General features: G+C 71.5%; 12 protein-coding genes. 8 read left to right on the forward strand and 4 right to left on the reverse strand.

Annotated features, from left to right (window positions below; genetic code table 11):
* Positions 1-75 precede the first annotated feature (75 nt).
* From ACFXDE_RS19430 to ACFXDE_RS19445, 4 genes are all read right to left on the reverse strand, one after another.
* Positions 76-1,887 carry a trypsin-like serine protease gene (locus ACFXDE_RS19430; protein WP_380495820.1) on the reverse strand — a complete coding sequence of 604 codons (1,812 nt, stop codon included), beginning with the start codon at positions 1,885-1,887 and terminating at the stop codon, positions 76-78.
* 108 nt (positions 1,888-1,995) lie between these two features.
* Positions 1,996-3,729 carry a trypsin-like serine protease gene (locus ACFXDE_RS19435; RefSeq protein ID WP_380495822.1) on the reverse strand — a complete coding sequence of 578 codons (1,734 nt, stop codon included), beginning with the start codon at positions 3,727-3,729 and terminating at the stop codon, positions 1,996-1,998.
* Between the two features lie 90 nt (positions 3,730-3,819).
* A complete protein-coding gene (locus ACFXDE_RS19440; RefSeq protein WP_380495824.1) occupies positions 3,820-5,427 on the reverse strand; it encodes a trypsin-like serine protease in 1,608 nt (535 codons plus the stop codon).
* Between the two features lie 42 nt (positions 5,428-5,469).
* Positions 5,470-5,985, reverse strand: a complete 516-nt coding sequence (locus tag ACFXDE_RS19445) for a hypothetical protein (protein ID WP_380495827.1) — start codon at positions 5,983-5,985, stop codon at positions 5,470-5,472.
* Between the two features lie 397 nt (positions 5,986-6,382).
* Between ACFXDE_RS19445 and ACFXDE_RS19450 the strand changes: the two genes are divergently transcribed.
* The 8 genes from ACFXDE_RS19450 (at position 6,383) to ACFXDE_RS19485 (ending at position 18,073) form a co-directional block, all read left to right on the forward strand.
* A complete protein-coding gene (locus ACFXDE_RS19450) occupies positions 6,383-10,372 on the forward strand; it encodes a polymorphic toxin-type HINT domain-containing protein (RefSeq protein WP_380495829.1) in 3,990 nt (1,329 codons plus the stop codon).
* Complete coding sequence (locus tag ACFXDE_RS19455) at positions 10,369-10,827, forward strand: hypothetical protein (protein WP_380495831.1); 459 nt, start codon at positions 10,369-10,371, stop codon at positions 10,825-10,827. The genes ACFXDE_RS19450 and ACFXDE_RS19455 overlap by 4 nt, the downstream gene beginning before the upstream one ends.
* A 120-nt stretch (positions 10,828-10,947) precedes the next feature.
* Positions 10,948-11,145, forward strand: coding sequence for a hypothetical protein (locus ACFXDE_RS19460; RefSeq protein ID WP_380495833.1), 198 nt, complete (start codon positions 10,948-10,950; stop codon positions 11,143-11,145).
* 383 nt (positions 11,146-11,528) lie between these two features.
* Positions 11,529-12,899, forward strand: a complete 1,371-nt coding sequence (locus ACFXDE_RS19465) for a cytochrome P450 (protein WP_380495835.1) — start codon at positions 11,529-11,531, stop codon at positions 12,897-12,899.
* A 40-nt stretch (positions 12,900-12,939) separates the two neighbouring features.
* Complete coding sequence (locus tag ACFXDE_RS19470; RefSeq protein WP_380495837.1) at positions 12,940-14,052, forward strand: hypothetical protein; 1,113 nt, start codon at positions 12,940-12,942, stop codon at positions 14,050-14,052.
* Between the two features lie 289 nt (positions 14,053-14,341).
* Positions 14,342-15,193 (forward strand): 2,3,4,5-tetrahydropyridine-2,6-dicarboxylate N-succinyltransferase, encoded by an 852-nt coding sequence (locus ACFXDE_RS19475; protein WP_380495839.1) that lies wholly within the window; start codon positions 14,342-14,344, stop codon positions 15,191-15,193.
* Positions 15,194-15,284: 91 nt separating this feature from the next.
* Positions 15,285-16,520, forward strand: coding sequence for an acyl-CoA dehydrogenase family protein (locus ACFXDE_RS19480; protein WP_380495841.1), 1,236 nt, complete (start codon positions 15,285-15,287; stop codon positions 16,518-16,520).
* 17 nt (positions 16,521-16,537) lie between these two features.
* Positions 16,538-18,073, forward strand: a complete 1,536-nt coding sequence (locus ACFXDE_RS19485) for an AMP-binding protein (RefSeq protein WP_380495843.1) — start codon at positions 16,538-16,540, stop codon at positions 18,071-18,073.
* Positions 18,074-18,094: the final 21 nt, after the last annotated feature.

Below are 18,094 nucleotides of genomic sequence, written 5' to 3' on the forward strand. Positions count from 1 at the left end.
GTCAGGGAACAGGTGTCCTTGTCCCTCATTTCGGCGCAGTCGGACGAGGCCTGCCGGACGGGCTCGTCCGTGTCGTCAGCCGGTGGGCAGGGTGGTGCCGGGCAGGGTGTCCAGGGGGGCCCACTTGGGCATGCCGGGCTTGTAGGAGGTGTGGTTCACGGCGCCGTCGGCGCCGGCGGCGAAGAGGTCCACGGTGTTGGCGGAGGCGCTGAAGAGCGTGGTCGGGATCCGGCCGGAGAACTTCCAGTTCCCGAGGGTCTCCCAGGCGCTCCATGGCTTGCCGTTGTTGAACCAGTAGGCGTGGTAGAGGGCGGTGTCGCGGCCGGTGGCGAACAGCTCGATCGCGTCGGTGGCCGGGTTGTAGACGGCGCTCGGGGCGCTCGCGAAGCGGTAGTCGCCGTTGATGGTGGCCCAGTTGCTCCAGTTGGTCATGCCGGGGGTGTAGTAGCGGTGGGCGATGGGGCCGTCGGCGGTGGTGGCGAAGACCTCGGCGGTCTTGGTGGAGGGGTTGTAGACCAGGCTCGGGCTGCCGGTGACGGCGGCCCCGTCCAGGGGGAGCCAGTCGCTCCACGGCTTGCCGTCGTTGAACCAGTAGGTGTGGTACATCGTGCTGTTGTCGCGTCCGACCGCGAACAGCTCGATCGCGCCGGTGGCCGGGTTGTAGATCGCGCCGGGGGTGGCGTTGAACTTCCGGTCGTAGATGGTGGTCCAGTCGCTCCAGCCGGTCATGCCCGGGGTGTAGTAGGTGTGCGCGACGGGGCCGTCGGCGGTGGTGGCGAAGACCTCGGCGGTCTTGGTGTCGGGGTTGTAGACGGCGGTGGCGCTGCCGGTGAACTTCGTCGTGCCCGTGCCGGTCCAGGGGCGCCAGCCCTGGGCGTCGGCCAGGTAGTAGGTGCGCCACATGAGGCCGTCGCTGTCGACGGCGTACAGCTCGATCGCGGCGGTGGCGGGGTTGTAGAGGGCGGTGGGCGAACCCACGAACGGCTTGGTGCCGGCCGGCCGTTCGCTGATCCGCGACCAGGAACTCCAGCCCTGACCGTTGATGTTGTACGCGCCCACGACACGGCCGTCGGCGTCGACGGTGAACACCGTGGACGTCTGCTTGACCGGGTCGTACACCGCACCGGCGGTCGGCGCGACGGCGTTCGCGGCGGCGTAGCGCACCTGCTGCACCCACCCGGAGAGGTCGTCGGTGCGGGTGCCGGTGGCGCCGGTGCGGGTCTCGGTCTCGCCGAGGCAGCCGCCCTGCCAGGAGCGGGAGGCGACGGCGACGAGTTCGGCCTTGCCGTTCGTCTCGCGGATGGCGGGGGCGCCGGTGTCGCCCTTGCAGATCGCGGCGCCGCCCTGCCCGGTGACGGCGATCCCGGCCGTGCTCACGCTGTCGAGGGTGAAGGCACCGGTGTGCATCGTGCCCGGGACCCACTCGTCCTTGGTGCGCCCGTACCCGGGAACGCGCAGCTTCTCACCGGACGTGGGTGCGGCCGACGCGAGGGCGAGCGGCGCGACGCCCTGCACGGGCGCGGCGAGGCGGGCCACGACGAGGTCGCGGTCGGCGCGCGGCGTGAGCGAGGCGACGTCGACGGCCTTGCCGGCGATGGTCGCGGTGGTCTTCCACTTCGGCGCGCCGGCCTTCAGCGCCTGCGGCTGGGCGGGGTCGTCGGAGAAGCAGCTCGCGGCGGTGACGACCAGGTACGGGTCCACCAGCGCGCCGGTGCAGGTACGGAAGTTGTCGCCGATGGCGAGCTTGGCGGTGTAGGCGTAGGCGCCGTCCGCGGCGGGGTCGCCGACGACGGCCCCGGCCGGGGAGAGGGTGGCCAGCGTGCCGGCGGCCACGGCCGCCGTGAGCACGGCCGCCCGCCGCGGACGGGACGAGATGGTGTGGGGCATGGAGGGGTTCCTCGAGAGGTCTCGGACGGTGACGGTTCGGGCAAGGCGGATGCGCCCGGGAGGCCCTGACGGACCGAAGAGTCCGCCAGGGCGCAGGGCGCAGGCCGGTCAGGGAGCGGAGGGGCCGCCGTGGAAGCGGGTCCAGCCGGGGCCGCGGGGGTCGACGGACCACAGTGTGTTGTTGGTGTCGCGGACGAAGGTGGTCAGGTGTCCGTTGGCGGGGTCGGGGACGGTGTGGGGGCTGGTGTCGGTGGCGAGGACGGTGCCGGCGGGGGTGGGGATGAACGGCGTCCACTTGCCGGCGCTGTAGTCGAGCGAGTGGAGCTGGTTGTTCGGCCCGTTGACGTACACCATGACGTGGTTGTCGTCGGGGTTGACGACCGCGCCGGGGTCGGTGGCGGCGTTGGCGCCCCAGTCGCGCCACCCCGCGCCGAGCGGGTCGACGGACCACAGGTGGTTGGCGGTGTCGCGGACGAAGGTCGTGAAGTGGCCGTTGGCGGGGTCGACGACGGTGACCGGGACGGCGCCGCGGGCCAGGACGGTGCCCGAGGTGGTCGGGACGAAGGGGTCCGCCTTGCCGCTGTTGCGGTCGACCCGGTGGAGCTTGTTCTCGGGGCCGTTGACGTAGACGGCGATGTGGCCGTCGTTGGGGTTGACGATGGGGGCGGGGTCGCCGGCGGCGAGCGCGCCGAAGTCGCGCCAGCCCTCGCCCTGCGGGTCGACGGACCACAGGTGGTTGTTGGTGTCGCGGACGAAGGTGACGAGGTGCCCGTTGGCGGGATCGACGACGGTGCGGGGCACGGCGTCGGCGGCGAGCACGGTGCCGGCGCTGGTGCGGTCGAACGGCGTCCACTTGCCGGTGTTGCGGTCGTAGGACCAGAGCCAGTTGTTCTGGCCGTTGACGTACACCATGACGTGGTTGTCGGCCGGGTTGACGATCGTGGTCGGCATCGCCGCGGCGTTGGCACCGAGATCGGTCCAGCCCTCGCCCTTGGGGTCGACGGACCACAGGTGGTTCTTGCTGTCCTGGACGAAGGTGACCAGGTGCCCGGTGGCCGGGTCGACCACGGTGAACGGCGAGGCGCTGACCGTCGTCCCGGACGGGGTGGAGTGCTTGGTCTTGGTGATCCACTGCCCGATGTCGTCGACGCGGGTGCCGGTGGCGCCGGTGCGGGTCTCGGTCTCGCCGAGGCAGCCGCCCTGCCAGGAGCGGGAGGCGACGGCGACGAGTTCGGCCTTGCCGTTCGTCTCGCGGATGGCGGGGGCGCCGGTGTCGCCCTTGCAGATCGCCGCGCCGCCGGTGCCGGTGATGCCGATCCCGGCCGGGTTCACGCTGTCGAGGGTGAAGGCACCGGTGTGCATCGTGCCCGGGACCCACTCGTCCTTGGTGCGCCCGAAGGCGGGCACGCGCAGCGTCTGCCCGGCGGCGGGTGCGGCGGTGGCGATCGCCAGCGGCTGCACGTTCTGCACGGGCGCGCCCAGGCGGGCCATGACGAGGTCGCGGTCCTGGCGCGGCGCCAGTTCGACGACGTCGACGGTCTTGCCGCCGACCGCTGCGGTGGTCTTCTGCTTCGGCTTCCCGGCCGCGAGGGCGGCCGGCTGCGCGGGGTCGTCGGCGAAGCAGGAGGCGGCGGTGAGCACCCAGTACTGGTCGACGAGGGCGCCGGTGCAGGCGCGGAAGGTGTCGCCGATGGTCAGCTTGGCGGTGTAGGCGTACGTGCCGTCCGCGGCGGTGTCTCCGGTGACGGCGCCGGCGGGGGAGAGGGTGGTCAGCGTGCCGGCGGCCACGGCGGCCGTCAGCACGGCGGCGCGCCGCAGGCGGGCCGGGATCGGGTGGGACATGGGGAGTTTCCTCCGGGAGGTTCGTGAGGTGACGGCCCGCCGGGCCGGCAGCCGTGAGACTGCCGGCCCGGCGGTGCAGGTGCGGCCGGGTCAGCCGGTGGTGGTGGCGGTGATCGCCTTGGCGCCTGCGGCGCCGCCGGGGACCTCGCCCCACTTGCTCCACTGGCCGGCGTTGTAGTCGGCGTCGAGGTTGTAGACCTTGTCGTCCTCGTTGATCGCGAAGACGTGGACGACGTTGCCCTCGGCGCTGCTGGTGACGGCCTTGAGCCGGTTGTCCCAGATCTTGTTCCAGCGGTTGCCCCAGCTGCCGGCGGCGTAGTCGGCGGTGGTGCTGTAGAGGGAGCCGTCGGAACCGATGATCATGAGGTCGGTGGTGTTGCCGCGCGCGGAGGCCGTGATGGCCTTGGCACCGGCGGCGCCGCCCGGCACCTCGCCCCACGTGGTCCACCGGCCGGCGTTGTAGTCGGCCTCGATGGTGTGGACCTTGCCGTCCTCCCCGATGCCGAAGACGTGGACGACGTTGTTGGAGGCGCTGCTGGTGACGGCCTTGAGGCGCCGGCCGTCGATGAGGTTCCAGCGCCCGGACCACTGGCCGGCCGCGTAGTCGGCGGTGGTGCTGTACAGCTTGTCGTCCGAGCCGATGATCATCACGTCGACGGTGTTGCCGCGCGCGACGGCGGTGACGGCCTTGGCACCGGCGGCGAAGCCGGGCACCTCGCCCCACCTGGTCCAGGCGCCGCCGACCTTGCCGTCGTGGTTGTACACCTTGCCGTCGGTGCCGATGGCGTAGGCGTGGACGGTGTCGCCGGTGACGGCGCTCGCGGCGGAGACGACGGCGGGGCTGCCCACCGGCGACCAGTTCTTCAGCCAGCTGCCGGCCTTGTAGTCGGCGACGGTGTCCCACAGCGTGTTGTCGGCGCCGATGATCTGCACGTGGGTACCGGACTTGACGTCCGCGGTGCGGTAGCGCAGGTCCTTCACCCAGCCGGCCAGGTCGTCGACACGCTCGGCGGTGGCGCCGGTGCGGGTCTCGGTCTCGCCGAGGCAGCCGCCCTGCCAGGAGCGGGAGGCGACGGCGACGAGTTCGGCCTTGCCGTTCGTCTCGCGGATGGCGGGGGCGCCGGTGTCGCCCTTGCAGATCGCCGCGCCGCCCTGGCCGGTGACGGCGATCCCGGCCGGCTGCACGGAGTCCAGGGTGAACACACCGGTGTGCATCGTGCCCGGGACCCACTCGTCCTTGGTGCGCCCGTACCCGGGAACGCGCAGCGTCTGCCCGGCGGCGGGCACGGCGGTGGCGAGGGCGAGCGGGGTGACGCCGTCGACGGGCGCGCTCAGGCGGGCCATGACGAGGTCGCGGTCGGCGCGCGGCGCCAGCTCGACGACGTCCGCGACCTTGCCGCTGACGGTGGCGGTGGTCTTCCACTTCGGCGCGCCGGCCTGCACCGCGGCAGGCTGGGCGGGGTTCTCGGCGAAGCACGAGGCGGCGGTGACGACCCAGTAGCGGTCGACGAGGGCGCCGGTGCAGGCCCGCAGGCCGTCACCGATGGCCAGCTTGGCGGTGTAGCCGTACGCGCCGTCGCCGCCGGCGTCGCCGACCACGGCGCCGGCCGGTGCGGCAGGAATCACGGCGAACGCCCCGGCCGCGACGGCGGCGGCGAGGGCTGTCATCCGCGCGGTGCGCGGGGTGGTGCCAGACAAGAGCTCAGTCCTTGGGAAAGCGGGGGGGGTGTTCTTTTGGGGTCAGCCGGTGACGCGCAGCTCGATGAGAACCGAGCGCTGGCCGCCGTCCCCCGCCTCGCCGAAGGGCTTGTAGTCGTTCTTGGGGGCGTTGACAACGCTTTCCACGCCGCCGGAAGTGATCTTGGCCTGGACGGGGTAGTCCTCGGTCCAGATGCCGTACGCGGCAGGAATCTCCATGGCGAGGTAGCCCTGCCTGGCGTTGACCGAGAAGCAGTAATCCTTCTGTCCGGTCCGGGACTTGACCATGATGTCGTGCGCGGACTTGCAGTCGGTCAGCATGATGTGGCCGTCGCCCTGCTTCAGGGTGATCTTCTGCTCCTGGAGGATCCGAGCGGCCCCGGGGTGCAGGAAGTCCTCGACCGCGGCCGGCATCGTCTCGTTGGCCGCCGCCGCGGCAGGCGCCGTGGTCTGCGGGGTGCCGGGTGCGGCCTGGGCAGTCGTCAGAGCGGTGAGTCCGATGGCCGCGGCCAGCGCGGCAACCGGGACGAGGAGCTTCGGGGACACGTGTATCGACATGATGTTTCCTCCAGGGCATCAGGCAGGGGGGATGTGAATCCCCTTGGCAAAGCTTGAGTAAGGTATCAGTAAGATTTTCCTCATGATTGACTGACCATGGATCGCCGATCGAAGCCGCAGGCGCGGGGTTCCCGTCTGAATGGTGTGTCGGCTGGGGGTTTGGACTCTCTGGGGGCCTGGGCCTGGTGGGCGGGAGTCAGATTCCTCGGTGAATACCCGCCGATCGGCGGGGGGGGGATTGTCTCTTGTGATTCTGGTCACCCGGAATGATTGAAAGGTATTTCTTGTGAAATGGCCTCTGCGCTCGTGGGGAGCGCCAGGCGACGCCGGGACGGATCGGGCCGGTCGTAGGAGGTCGATACCGGGCGTACGCGGCACATGCGCTGTTCTGCTGCCGGTGACGCTCGCGGCCGGGCTGCTCGGGAGCGTGCCGGCCGTGGCGGCCGAAGCCGGCGATGACGATTCGTACGCAGTGACCGACCGTGCCTCGGCCGTGGATCTCTGGCGCTGGGGTGGATCCGGAGTCAAATCTGCTGCCGAGGCCGCGTTGGTGGGTTCCGACGAGGACGTGAAGAGGTTCCTCTCCACCGCGCGGGAGATCCAGAACGACGACGACCGGGTCGAGGTCAGCCGGATCTTCAACGTGGGCGGTCCTGGTGTGCGTGAGGCCGCGAAGCAGGCGCTCAAGGGCACCCCTGAGGACCTCCGCTCGTTCCTGGCGGGCGGGTGGAGAACGTCGCTTCAGGACGACCAGCGTGTCGAGGCGTCCCGGGTCATCAACTTCGGTGGATACGGGGTCAGGGAAGCCGGCAAGGAGGCCCTGAAGGGAACTCCCGAGGACGTCGCGAACTTCCTGAAGGTCGGCCAGTACGTCGAGCGTGAGACCGACAACCAGGTCACGGTCTCGCAGATCGTCAACGCGGGCGGTCCCGCGGTGAAGGCTGCGGGCAAGGTGGCTCTGAAGGGAAGTCCCGAGGACATCGTGGAGTTCCTGGAGGTCGGGCAGTTCGTGGCCCGCAACCGCGACCAGGAACACGCCACCATCGAGCAGCTTGCGGCCCAGGCCGAGCAGGCCGGTGTCCAGGCGCAGGCCTCCACCGAAGCCGCCAAGGAGGCCTCGGCCCGGGCCGTCCAGGCGTCAGGCCTGGCCATGGAATCGGCCCAGGCCGCAGCCAAGGAAACCGAGGCGGCCAAGAACGATTCCCAGAGGGCCGCGGCCAAGGCCCAGCAGGCTGCCGACGCCGCCCGGGCCGCGGCCGGTGCAGCCCAGCAGGCCATCAGCGCGGCCAGCGCCGCGAACCGCTCGGCCCGTGTCGCGGCGCTCGCCGCGGCGCAGACGGCGAGCGCCGCGGCAGCTGCCGCGAACGCCGCCTCCCGGGCGTACGACGCCTCGATCGCCGCTGCCGGCGACGCGGGCAGGGCGGAGGACGCCAAGAACGCTGCCGGTGCCGCCCGCATGACGGCAGTCTTCGCGGCGAAGTCCGCGGCGGCCGCCAGTGCGGCCGGTGACGCTTCGAAGGCTGCCGGAGAGGCGGCCAGGGCGTCCCTGAGCGCCACCGCCAACGCGTTCGCCGCCTCCGACGCCGCCGATGCCGCGAACGCCCACGCGAAGGCGGCCGGCGTGACCTCCGCCAAGGCCGCTTCGGCTGCCGCCGAGACCCGTCGTCACGCCAAGGAGGCCCAGCGCGCCGCCACTGCCGCGCAGGCTCTCGCCAACCAGTCGGCCACCGCGGCCTACGAGGCGCGCGACGCCGCGAACTCGGCCGCCACCCACGCGAACAACGCCGCGAACGCCGCCGAGCAGGCCGCCGCCCGGGCCGGCCAGTCGGCCGATCACGCCGCGGAGTCGAACCGGCAGGCCGAGGCCGCGAAGAATGCGGCCGAAGCCGCCAGCGCGGCGGTCGAGACCGCCAAGAAGGTGTTCACGGTCGCCCGGGAAGCCGAGGCACAGGACCTCGCCACCCGTACGGCTGCCGCCATCGAGGACGCGAAGTCCCAGAAGGACCAGGCCGACAGGTTCACGGCGGAGGCCGCCGCGGCCATGGTCGAGACCAGGGAACTGGACACCACGGCGACGGACCTCGCGGCTGAGGCCGCCAAGCCCGGCGTCGACGTCAAGGCCGTGGCGGCCAAGGGCCGTGTGCTCGCCCTGAAGGCCATGAAGAGCAGTGGCCCGTGGAGCCAGGAGGCGGCCGCCCGCGCCCTGTCCGAGGGCGACGACGAGATGCTGGAGTACCTGCGCACCGGTTGGAAGCAGGCCACCCAGCGGGAGATGCGCGAGAACGTCCGTCAGCTCAGCATCCAGAGCGAGTACGAGGACGTGCGCACCGCGGCCGCGAACGCCCTCAAGGGCAGCGACCAGGAGGTCGCGGACTTCTACACCAACGGCCGGTACGCCGCCGCGGACACCGAGTACCAGGTCCGCGTCTCCCAGATCAACAACGCCGGCGGGCCCGGCGTGAAGCAGGCCTCCAAGGAGGCACTGGCCGCCAAGGACCCCAAGGCGCGGGCGGCCTTCATCGCCGGCGGCCAGTACTCCGCGCAGAACGACGACGAGCGGGTGATCGCCTCCAAGCTCGTCAACGACGGCGGGTCCGAGACCAAGGCCGCCGCAAAGATCGCCCTGGCCGGTCCCGCAGACGAACTGCACGACTTCGTCCGGGTCGGCCAGTACATGGCCGACCGCAAGGACCAGCTCGCCGACAACCACATCAACCAGATGCAGCGGCTGATCGCCGAGGCCTCCCAGACCGCGGCCAAGGCCCAGGAGAACCGCTGGATCGCGGCCCAGGCCGCGGCAACCGCCAACAACGCCTCGGCACAGGCCCAGGCGGCCGCCGCCGAGGCGGGCAAGTCCGCGCAGCAGGCCCGGGGCTACGCACAGGATGCGGGGGCCGCCGCCACCAGCGCCGAGGCGTCCGCGTCGAAGGCGGCGAAGTCGGCCGTCACTGCGCGCAACGCCTCTGCCGCCGCCAGGCGTGACGCGGCCGCCGCCGAGGAATCGGCCGCCAAGGCGAAGTTCTCCGCGGCCTACGCCCGCTCCTCCGCCGAGCAGGCCAACGACTCCGCAGCCAATGCCCGGGCCTCAGCCGTGGCCGCGGGCAAGAGCTCGACGGAAGCCAACACCCTCGCTTCCCAGGCCTGGCAGGCCACCTTGGAGCTGCGCCAGTCCGAAGAAGCCACGGCGCGCAAGAAGGCCGAGGAAGAGCGCAAGGCTGAGGAGGACCGGAGGGCCGAGGAACAGCGCAGGGCGGATCAGGAGCAGTCGAAGAAGCGCTGCGCACCCCCGATCAATCACGAGATCCGCGGTCTCATGCCGTGCATCCTGTCCTCGGGCGGCAACTTCTACATCGCGCCGCCGGAGATCGACCCCACGCTGAATGCCGCCGTCTGGGAGATCCTCGGCCTCAACGACGTCAAGGACTGCATCACCAGCCCCACACTCGGCAAGTGCATCTCCGCCGGAGCGACGCTCCTGCCCGTCGGCAAGCTCAAGATCCTCAAGAAGGTCGAGGAGGGCGTCGAAGGCGTCATCGAAGGATCGCGCTACCGCAACCTTGAGAACTTGATCGAAGCGTGCACGCGGAAGAACCCGAAGAAGCACAGTTTCCCCGCAGGCACCCTGGTTCTCATGGCTGACGGATCCGCCCGCCCGATCGAAGAGATCCGCATCGGCGATCAGGTACGTGCCACCGACCCCGAAACCGGCGAAACCACCCCCCGCCGGGTCGACGCCACCATCTACACGCCCGACGACCGCGACTTCACCGACCTCACTGTCGTCTCCGAAAGCGACGCAACCGGCACCGTCACCTCCACCGGCCATCATCCCTTCTGGGCCGAGAACCAACACGCCTGGCGCGACGCCGCCGACCTCACCGCCGACGACACCCTGCGCACCGACACCGGTCGGCCCCTGGCCATCACCGCGACCAGGCACTGGACGACCCTCCAGCCCGCCTACAACCTCACCGTCAACACCGTCCACACGTACTATGTCCTCGCTGGCGGCACGCCGGTCTTGGTGCACAATGACGACGACGTAGTCTGCGGGTTTTCCCCGGACACGGTGGCCACTGCCTACCAGAACATGAACAAGGGAGGAGGCCATGCCATTCGACATCTCGAGAAGGAGGGATTGATTCCCCCCGGGGGCAGTCTCCAGAAGCGCGTCCAGCTGTTCGAGGAGAAGACCAGCCACATCCTCACGAACCCCACCAAGACGTTTGATGACACGAAGTCCGACACGTTGACCCGGGCATTCGCCGGCAAGGTCGATGGCAAGCATGTCGTCCTGTTCGTCGCGAAGGAGGGACCGTACGCGGGCAAGGTCCTTACGGCCGTGGTCCCCAGTCCCAGTCAGATCGCCAATTGGGGGCTCTCATGAGTCGTCTCCTCAAGGCTCTGTCGTGGGATGACGACGAGGCTGTCATCAGCCTGTTTGCAGCAGCCCCCTCCGCTGAGCCCTTCGATCTCACCTTCGACGTCGACGGGTGTTCCCCGGACCAGATCTCCACGTACCACCTCGAAGACGACGAGCACGTGCTGACCGGCCTCCAGGTGGTCGAGTACGACCTGTCCTTCAGTGCGTTGCCCACTCCGCTCGGGCCGTACCTCGAAGCATGCCTTGAGCAGGTCTGTGCGCAGGGGGCCCGGGTTGCCTGGCTGGGATTCGAAGGCTCATTCCACTACGACCACCTGCTCACGGGCTCCGTCGCACGGATGCTCTACGGCGTCGCGGCGCAGGGCCTGCCCACGGTGCTGGTGCTGGACGACGATCTGCGAGTCGGCCCCGCGTGGCCGAAGATCCTGGATTCCTACAGGTCCAAGCTGAAGGGCTGAGTCCCCGCTCGGCTGAGTGTTCATCGCCCCGGCCGCGCCTCAAGTGCGCGGCCGGGGCGCTCAAGGGGCCTTGAGGATTGCATTCCTCGATAAAGTAGAGTCCGAATACGAGGATATTTCATGCAGATTGAAGATCGCGGAGCGGAGATCGTGGTCACGATGGCGCGGGATGAATTCTTCCTCGTCGTTTCACTGATGAGTGAAGCGCTTGAGACCGGTGACGAGCGGGACTTCGAGACGCGGGTGGGTGCATCCATGAATGATGTGCGGGCCCTGCTGCGGAGCCTGCCTGACCTGCCGCTGGGAAGCGGATACTAGACCCGGCTGCGCATTGACGTGAGGTTAAATGCGCGGTTGGCTCGATCCGCAGAACACTCGTCAACTACATCCCGGTCTCCGTCGACCGTCCGGGGAGTTTCGAGTTCCGCAAGTCCGCGTAGGACCGTGCGTCCCCTGTCCGGGGACAACCGAGGCCCTGCCACCCCGCCGTCGCGGGGTGGCAGGGCCTTTGTGGTGGGGTGCTGCGGGCGGGCAAATGGTGGCAGGGTGTGACGCACCGGCTGGAAAGCGTCGTAGTACAGATATTCGGGGGCGGTCCGGGCTTCTCAACTCCCCTCGGGCGGTGCCAGATTGACTGCCTTCCGGCGGCCGGGGTCTCGTCCCGGCCGGCCGGGGTCCTGGTCGTCGTCGAATGGGGAGACATGACTGCACCTGCCGTGACCGCCGCGCCCGTTCACCGTGCCGGGCGGGCGCCCGGGGCGGTTCCGTTGCTCGGGCACGTTCCGGCGCTGTTCCGTGATCCGCTGCCGTTCCTGCGCTCGCTGCCCGCGCACGGAGACCTCGTCGAGCTGCGGCTCGGGCCGCAGCGGGCGGTGATGGTGTGCACGCCGGAGCTGTTCCAGCACGTCCTCACCGACAGCCGGCACTTCGACAAGGGCGGGCCGCTCTTCGACAAGCTGCGGCCCTTCCTCGGGGACGGGCTGGGCTCCACGCCGCGCGACGTGCACCGGCGTCAGCGCCGTCAACTCCAGCCCGCCTTCCGGGCGGAGGCCTTCGGGCGGTACCTGGGGGTGATGCTGGAGGAGGTCCTCGCCACCGCGGGCGGCTGGTCGGACGGCGCCGTGATCGACGTCGAGCGGCACGCCTACCCGCTGATCGCCCGGATCATCACCCGCACGATGTTCTCCGCGGACGGCTCCTCCGCCGCGGTGGCCCGGATCGCCGCCGTCTACCCGGACTTCCACGCGGGCATCGGCCGGCAGATGCGCTACCCGTTCACCCTGCTCGACCGGCTGCCGACACCGGGCAACCGCCGCTTCCGCCACGCCTGCCGCACGGTGAGCCGGGAGGTCGACGGCGCCGTCGCCGCCCGCCGGAGCGCCGGCGACGGCACCAAGGACGACCTCCTCGCCCTCATGATCGGCGAGGGGCTGACCGACCGCGAGATGCGCGACCAGGTCGTCACCATGCTCACCGGCGGCATCGGCACCTCCGCCTCCGCGCTCGGCTGGGCCCTGCACTTCCTGTCCCGGGACGAGGAGTTGGCCGACGCCGTCGCCCGCGAGGCCCGCGCCGTCCTGCCCGTGCGCGCCGACACCCGCGCGCTCACCCCCGCCGACGTCGCCCGCCTCGACCTCGCCCACCGCGTGGTGGCCGAGACGCTGCGCTACTACCCGAGCGCCTGGTTCTACAGCCGCACCGTCACCGCACCCGTCGAACTCGCCGGCGAGCACCTCGCCCCCGGCACCCCCGTCCTGCTCTCCCCGTACCTCCTCCACCACCGCCCCGACCTCTACCCCGACCCCGAACGCTTCGACCCCGGCCGCTGGTCGCCCGAACGCCGCGCCGAACTCCCGCGCCAGGCCTACGTCCCCTTCGGCTACGGCGCCCGCAAGTGCATCGGCGACGTCTACGCCCTCACCGAGATCACCCTGGCCCTCGCCGTCATCGCCTCCCGCTGGCACCTGCGGCCCAGGCCCGGACCCGTCCTGCCGCACCTGGTCGAACCCCGCCCCTGGACCGTGATCCACCCGGCCCCGCTGCGCCTGCGCCTGCGCGCCAGACACTCCTGAACCAGGCCGCAGCGGACCGTCCGAAGGAGACCGACACGGCATGACTCCCGTCCTTCCCGTCCCGCGCGACCTGCGCCTCCTGCCCGACCCCGGCCACGTCCTGTACCGCCTGCCGCCCCGCATGTCCCCCCACCGCCAGGAACTGGAGCGCCTCATCCTGGCGTGGGCCGACCGCTACGGCCTGGTCGACGGCCCGCGCGCCCGCCAGCGCCTCGCCGACACCCACCTCGGCGAACTCATCGCCCGCTGCTACCCGCACCTGCGTGCCGAGCGCCTCGCCCCCCTCGCCGGCTGGTTCACCTGGGCCTTCGTCATCGACGACCTCTACGACGGCCGCGAGTGCGCCAAGGCCGCACGGGCCGCCGGCCACACCCGCACCACCCTGCGGATGCTCGCCGCCCTCCCGATGATCCCTGACGGATCGTCGGCGGGGGGAAACCGGCGGACCGCCCGCGCCCGCAGCATGCCCCCGCTCGCCGCCGAACTCGCCGAGGTGTGGCGCGGCCTGGCCGGCTGCCAGAGCCTCCAGTGGCAGCTGCGGTTCATCGGCCACATGGGCCAGTTCCTCGACGCCTTCCGCTACGAGGCGGCCAACCGCGAGCGCCGGCACGTCCCCGCCCTCAGCGGCTACACCCAGCTGCGCCGCGCCTCCGGCGGCATCACCCCCTCCCTGGACCTGCTGGAGTACGCGGCCGGCCAGGAGGTCCCGGCGCTGCTCCACGAGTCCGAGCAGCTGCGCACGATGGTCAACAAGGCGGCCGACGTGGTCGTCTGGGTGAACGACGTCCTGTCGCTGCGCAAGGAGCTGGCCGTCGGGGAGGTCACCAACGGCGTGCTGGCGGTGGGCCGCGAGCTGGGCTGCGGGATGCAGGACGCGATCGACCACGTGTACCGCAAGGTCGCCCGGGACGTCGCGGTCTTCCTGCGCGCCGAGGAGTCGCTCACCGCGCTGTGCGGCAGCTGGCACGGGCTGGGGGAGGCCGACCGGGCCGCCGTCGGCACGTTCACCGACGGACTGAAGGCGTGGATGCGCGGCAACCTGGAGTGGGGCTGCAACTCCCGCCGGTACCTGGAGGCCGACACCCTGCGCCTGACGGGACGCCCGGCCCTGCCGGGGCGGGGGGCCCTGCCGAGCCGGCGGCCCCCGGCCTGAGCCTGGTCCGCCCACCCCCAAGCAGCCCTATGATCAGGGCAAAAATTTACTTTTCAACCTTAACATCTGTGCCTACATGCACGATTTGATCTACGAATCGCAGGTATGTCAGGGTGACTTCGGCGCGCCGTTACCGGAAGGTAACTCGGCGTGCCGTTGTCGCGCGCGGACGCCCCGGGGGAGTGACCCGGCGCCGCGCGGCGCAGCCGGAGACCGCACCCGGGGGAATCTCGTGCGGGCCGGCTCCCGACCTGGAAAACCTGGACGATCTGTTGAGCGGGGAATGGCAATGGGCAATCGCGGCATCGATGTGACGAGCCTGCAGAGCGAACTCGAAGAGCTGTGGCTGCGCCGCGACGAGGTGTCGCTGCAGTCCGCCGAGGCGGTGGCGGCCGTCGACGCCGCGATCGGTCTGCTCGACACCGGCCGCGCGCGGGTGGCCGAGCCGGACGGCGTCGGACGCGAGTTCGTCGTGCACGAGTGGCTGAAGAACGCGATCCTGCTGCTCTACAAGCAGGCCGCGCCGCAGCCCTCGCAGTTCGGCCCGTTCCACTGCGCCGACAAGATCCCGCTGAAGAGCACGATCGACGGGGTCCAGGTGTCGCCGGGCGCGGTGATCCGGCGCGGCAGCTTCCAGGAGCCCGGCGTGGTGGTGATGCCCAGCCACATCGGCATCGGCTCCTACGTCGGCGAGGGCACCCTGGTCGACTCCTGGGTCGGCATCGGCTCCTGCGCCCAGATCGGCCGCAACGTCCACCTGTCCGGGGGCGTCGGGCTCGGCGGCATGATCGAACCTCCGATGGCCAAGCCCGTGGTGATCGAGGACGACGCCTTCATCGGCGCCCGCTCGATGGTCTACAGCGGCGCCCGGGTCGGCGAGGGCGCGCTGCTGGGCGCCGGTGCCCTGCTGACCGACACGATCCCCGTCATCGACGCCGCCACCGGCGAGGAGCTGAGCCGCGGCGAGGTGCCGCCGTGGACGGTCGCCGTCCCGGGCAGCCGCCCGCGCGAGTTCGCCGGCGGCACCTTCGGACTGCCCTGCCTGCTGGTGATCAAGCACCTGAAGAAGGGCGAGCGCCACGACAAGGCCAAGCTCAACGACGCCGTGCGCACCCAGCCGCCCGCCGCGCTCAGCCTCTGACTACCCCCGGGCCGCCCGCCGCGCTCAGCCTCTGACCGCTCAGCCTCCGAAGACCTCCAGCCGACCCACTCCGCAAGGACGAAGCCCACCCATGCCCGTCACCGGCATCAGCCCGCTCCTGCTCCGTCACCCCGAACTCCTCGAACTCGAAGCCAGGTTGACCGCCTTCCTGGACACCCACCTGCCCGCACCCGTCCGCGAGGGCGACCCCCGCCCCGACTGGCTCGCCCTGCGTGCCAAGGCCGCCGCCGCCGGACTCACCGGCATCGACATCGAAGCCCCGGGCGGACCGGGCGGACCGGGCGGACCGGACGCACCGGGCGCGACCGGACGCGTCGCCCAGGGCATGGCCATGTTCCTCGCCGGGCAGCGCGACTGCGACGCCCGCGAGATCTTCAGCACCGGCCACGCCGCGATGCCGCTGCGCCACGGCTCGCCCGCGCTCGTCCGCGACACCCGCGAACAGGTCGTCGGCGCGGGCAAGCTGGCCGGCATCGCCTCCAGCGAGCCGCACTCGGGCTCGGACCTGCGGGGCTTCCGGACCGTCCTGGTCGACCACGGCGACCACTACACGCTCTCCGGCTCCAAGGGCCTGATCAGTCGGGTCGAGGAGGCGTACGGCTTCGTCGTCTTCGCCAAACTCGTCGACCGCGCCGACCTGGAGAGCACCGACCTGCGCGACGTGCCGCTGTCCGCCGTGTGGGTCCCGATGGACGCCGCCGGGGTGCTCACCGACACCACCGACCCGATGGGCATGCGCGGCTGGAGCTTCGGCCACCTGCACTTCGTCGACGTCCGCCTGGACAAGGACCGCCTGCTCGGCGCCCCCGGCGACGGCCGCCGGATCTTCGACGCGCACTTCTCCGCCTGGCGCCTGATGATGTCCCTGGTCTGCCTGGGCGCGGCCGCCGCCGCGATCCAGGAGTCCGCGGCCCGCACCCGCGCCCGCACCGTCGCCCGGATGCCGCTCGCCGCGATCCCCTCCGTCGCCGCCCGCCTGGGCACCGCCGCCGCCCAGGTCGAGGCCGCCACCGCGTGGTGCTTCGCCCTGCTGGAGCGCATCGACCAGGGCGAGACCGACGTCGCCGCCTGCTCCGCCGCCAAGGCCCTGGCCACCGACACCGCCTACCGCGCCGTCGACCTCGCCCTCCAGCTGCACGGCAGCGAGGGCTACACCAAGCAGACCCCCCAGGAGAAGCGCCTGCGCGACATCCGCGGGCTGCGCATCGCCGACGGACCCAACGACACGCTCTACAGCGTGCTCGCCCACTCCCTGCTCACCGAAGAGCACCACACCGTCGACGCGCGCCCCCTCGCCCACCACTGACCCGAGGCGCAGAACACATGCCGACCACCCCGCCCTTCCGCACCGAAGTCGTCGACATCCTCGACGAGTTGGCCACCGACCCCGCCCGCCCGGTCCTGCTCCACCACGGACGCGTCACCACCACCGGGCAGCTGCGCGACCTCACCCACCGGCTCGCCCGCGCCCTGCGCGCCCGCGGCGTCGACCGCCACCACACCGTCACCCTGCTGACCGGCAACCGGCCCGAGGCGATCGCCGCGCGCTACGCCGCCAACCTGGTCGGCTGCCGCACCGACCAGCTCTACACCCGGCTGCCGGCCGACACCCAGGCCGCCATGGTCCGCGACGTCGAGACCCACACGCTGATCGTCGACCCCGAACACGCCGAGCGCGCCGCCGCGATCACCGCGCGGACCCCCGTCGAGGCCGTCCTCGCCCTCGGTCCTGCCGAAGGGGCCACGGACCTGCTGGCCCTCGCCGCCGCCGAGAGCGCCGAACCGTTCACCAGCCGCGCCCGCCCCGACGACGTGCGCACCATCCGCCACTCCGGCGGCACCACCGGCCACTCCAAGGGCATCTGCGTCACCTACGGACAGGTCCGCCGCTTCGGCCCCGACCTGCCCGCCGACGACCCGGCCGGCCCGCCGCGCCTGCTGGTGTGCACCACCATCGCCCACGCCGCCGGCCAGCTGACCGACAAGGTGCTGCGGGCCGGCGGCAGCGCGGTGCTCCTCGACGGCTTCGAGCCGGCCACCGTCCTCGCCGCCATCGAGCACGAACGCATCACCGACGTCTTCCTGATGCCCCCGCTGCTCTACCGGCTGCTGGACCACCCGGACTCCGCGCACACCGACACCACCAGCCTGCGCCGCCTCACCTACGGCGGCTGCCAGGCCTCACCGGCCCGCCTGACCGACGCGCTGCGCCGCTTCGGCCCGGTCCTCGTCCAGCTGTACGGGCAGCACGAGGCGGGCATCGTCAGCGTCCTGGACACCGGCGACCACGACCCGGCCCGCCCGCACCTGCTGCACTCGGTGGGCCGGATCGCCCCCGGCTACCGGGTCGCGATCCGCGACGAGCAGGGCCGCGACCTGCCGGCCGGCCGGCACGGCGAGGTGTGCATCGCCTCCGACAGCCTGATGCGGGGCTACTGGAAGCAGCCCGACCTGACCGCCGCCGCCCTCAGGGACGGCTGGCTGCACAGCGGCGACGTCGGCCACCTGGACGACGAGGGCTACCTCTACATCGTCGACCGGCTGAAGGACCTCATCAACACCGGCGCCGGCCACGTCTACACCTCCGAGGTGGAGGACATCCTCAACTCCCACCCCCGGGTGCACCAGAGCGCGGTCTTCGGCGCCCCCGACGCCAACCGGATCGAACGCGTCCACGCCGTCGTCGTCCCCGTCCCCGGCAGCCGCCCCGACCCGCAGGAGCTGCGCGCCCTGGTGCGCACCCGGCGCGGCCCGCTGCACGAGCCGGCCCACGTCACCTTCCTGACCGAGCTGCCGCTCACCGACGCGGGCAAGCCCGACAAGAAGCTCCTGCGCGCGCAGGCGGCCGCAGCCCGGTGACGTGGCGTGGTGGCGCGGCGC

This window comes from Kitasatospora sp. NPDC059408, from assembly GCF_042751525.1.
Lineage (GTDB): Bacteria > Actinomycetota > Actinomycetes > Streptomycetales > Streptomycetaceae > Kitasatospora.

What these genes read in the sequence shown, in the direction of transcription:
- ACFXDE_RS19475 (WP_380495839.1), top strand. Translation starts at nt 14,342, where the DNA reads ATGGGCAATCGCGGCATCGATGTGACGAGCCTGCAGAGCGAACTCGAA.
- ACFXDE_RS19480 (WP_380495841.1), top strand. Translation starts at nt 15,285, where the DNA reads ATGCCCGTCACCGGCATCAGCCCGCTCCTGCTCCGTCACCCCGAACTC.
- ACFXDE_RS19485 (WP_380495843.1), top strand. Translation starts at nt 16,538, where the DNA reads ATGCCGACCACCCCGCCCTTCCGCACCGAAGTCGTCGACATCCTCGAC.
- ACFXDE_RS19470 (WP_380495837.1), top strand. Translation starts at nt 12,940, where the DNA reads ATGACTCCCGTCCTTCCCGTCCCGCGCGACCTGCGCCTCCTGCCCGAC.
- ACFXDE_RS19460 (WP_380495833.1), top strand. Translation starts at nt 10,948, where the DNA reads ATGCAGATTGAAGATCGCGGAGCGGAGATCGTGGTCACGATGGCGCGG.
- ACFXDE_RS19435 (WP_380495822.1), bottom strand. Translation starts at nt 3,729, where the DNA reads ATGTCCCACCCGATCCCGGCCCGCCTGCGGCGCGCCGCCGTGCTGACG.
- ACFXDE_RS19445 (WP_380495827.1), bottom strand. Translation starts at nt 5,985, where the DNA reads ATGTCGATACACGTGTCCCCGAAGCTCCTCGTCCCGGTTGCCGCGCTG.
- ACFXDE_RS19430 (WP_380495820.1), bottom strand. Translation starts at nt 1,887, where the DNA reads ATGCCCCACACCATCTCGTCCCGTCCGCGGCGGGCGGCCGTGCTCACG.
- ACFXDE_RS19455 (WP_380495831.1), top strand. Translation starts at nt 10,369, where the DNA reads ATGAGTCGTCTCCTCAAGGCTCTGTCGTGGGATGACGACGAGGCTGTC.
- ACFXDE_RS19465 (WP_380495835.1), top strand. Translation starts at nt 11,529, where the DNA reads ATGACTGCACCTGCCGTGACCGCCGCGCCCGTTCACCGTGCCGGGCGG.